Raw genomic sequence first — 1182 nt, 5'->3', positions numbered from 1 at the left:
GCCGGATTTAAAATTGAAGTGCAACACCTAAATGACTAGACCAAAAAGGCCATGAAGACCTATTCTTATAGTTACCACAACAAATAAGAAAAGAGATGTCTTCATGACCCTTAACCAGAATACCATGATTAGTCATTACCAACAACTTCAACCTTATGAACGTGGCTTGATCATGGCTCGTAAATCTGAGGGTTGGTCTTGCCGTCAGATTGCGCGTGAACTTCATCGGAGTCCAAGTACCATCAGTCGGGAATTAAAGCACGGTACAATTCGTCAAATTGGCCCTAATCACAAGCCCTTTGAAGCTTACTTTGCAGAGACTGCTCAAACTATTCATGCAAATCATCAAGCTAATTCTCATGCCGTTAGCTGGCTGGTCAAGGCACCTGTGTTCTTCCAGCAACTGGTCATTGAACTTCGTCGCAAACCTAGAGTCCACAGTATTGATAGCTTTGTGCATTGGTTCAAACTGAACCATCAAGAACTAGCTTGTCCGTCAACACCAACTGTCTACAGATACATTGATAATGGCCTTTTAGAACTAACTAATAGTGAACTACCCATGAAGCTACGTCGACGGGTGAGATCTGTTCGTAAAGCTCATCAGCGTATGAATAAACGTACCTTAGGCAAGTCTATTGAAGAACGACCATTTGGAGCCAATAACCGAACTGAAATCGGCCATTGGGAAGGTAATCTAGTTAAAGGCAAACGAGTTGCCAGTGAACCCGCTATTATGACCTTGACTGAACGTGTTAGTCGTTATGAAATCATCGTTAAGATTACGGACTATCACGCCGACACTTGTCGACAAGCCCTGCAAGATGTTATCGATGACTATGGTCCAGAATACTTTAAGACAGTTACTTTTGACAACGGTTCAGAGTTTGCGGATTTATCAAAGGTAGCCGGCACGACAGTCTACTTTGCCCATCCATATTCACCATGGGAACGTGGTACTAATGAGAACCAGAACCAACTGATCCGCGAGTTCATTCCTAAGGGACATTCAATGAGAGCCTTGACCTTAACAGGGATTCAAGCAATCCAAAACGCTCTGAACCAAAGACCACGAAAGGTTCTCAACTATCAATCGGCAATGGCAGTTCTGCCAGACTTCGATTAACTAGACCAATAACTAAGAATAGGTCGAAAGTGTTGCACTTGATTTGACAATTCGGG

General features: G+C 43.1%; 1 protein-coding gene. It reads left to right on the top strand.

Features of this window, described 5'->3' with window-relative positions:
• Nucleotides 1-103 precede the first annotated feature (103 nt).
• A complete protein-coding gene (locus tag MZO40_RS16930; RefSeq protein WP_252133469.1) occupies nt 104-1126 on the top strand; it encodes an IS30 family transposase in 1023 nt (340 codons plus the stop codon).
• Nucleotides 1127-1182 lie beyond the last annotated feature (56 nt).

The sequence above is a fragment of the Lactiplantibacillus sp. B652 genome (assembly GCF_023806745.1).
Classification (GTDB): Bacteria; Bacillota; Bacilli; order Lactobacillales; family Lactobacillaceae; genus Lactiplantibacillus; species Lactiplantibacillus pentosus.
Note: the sequence above shows the minus strand (reverse complement) of the source record. Positions and strands in the feature narration are given on the sequence as shown.

Coding starts and splice junctions, on each gene's coding strand:
- MZO40_RS16930 (WP_252133469.1), top strand. CDS start 104: ATGACCCTTAACCAGAATACCATGATTAGTCATTACCAACAACTTCAA.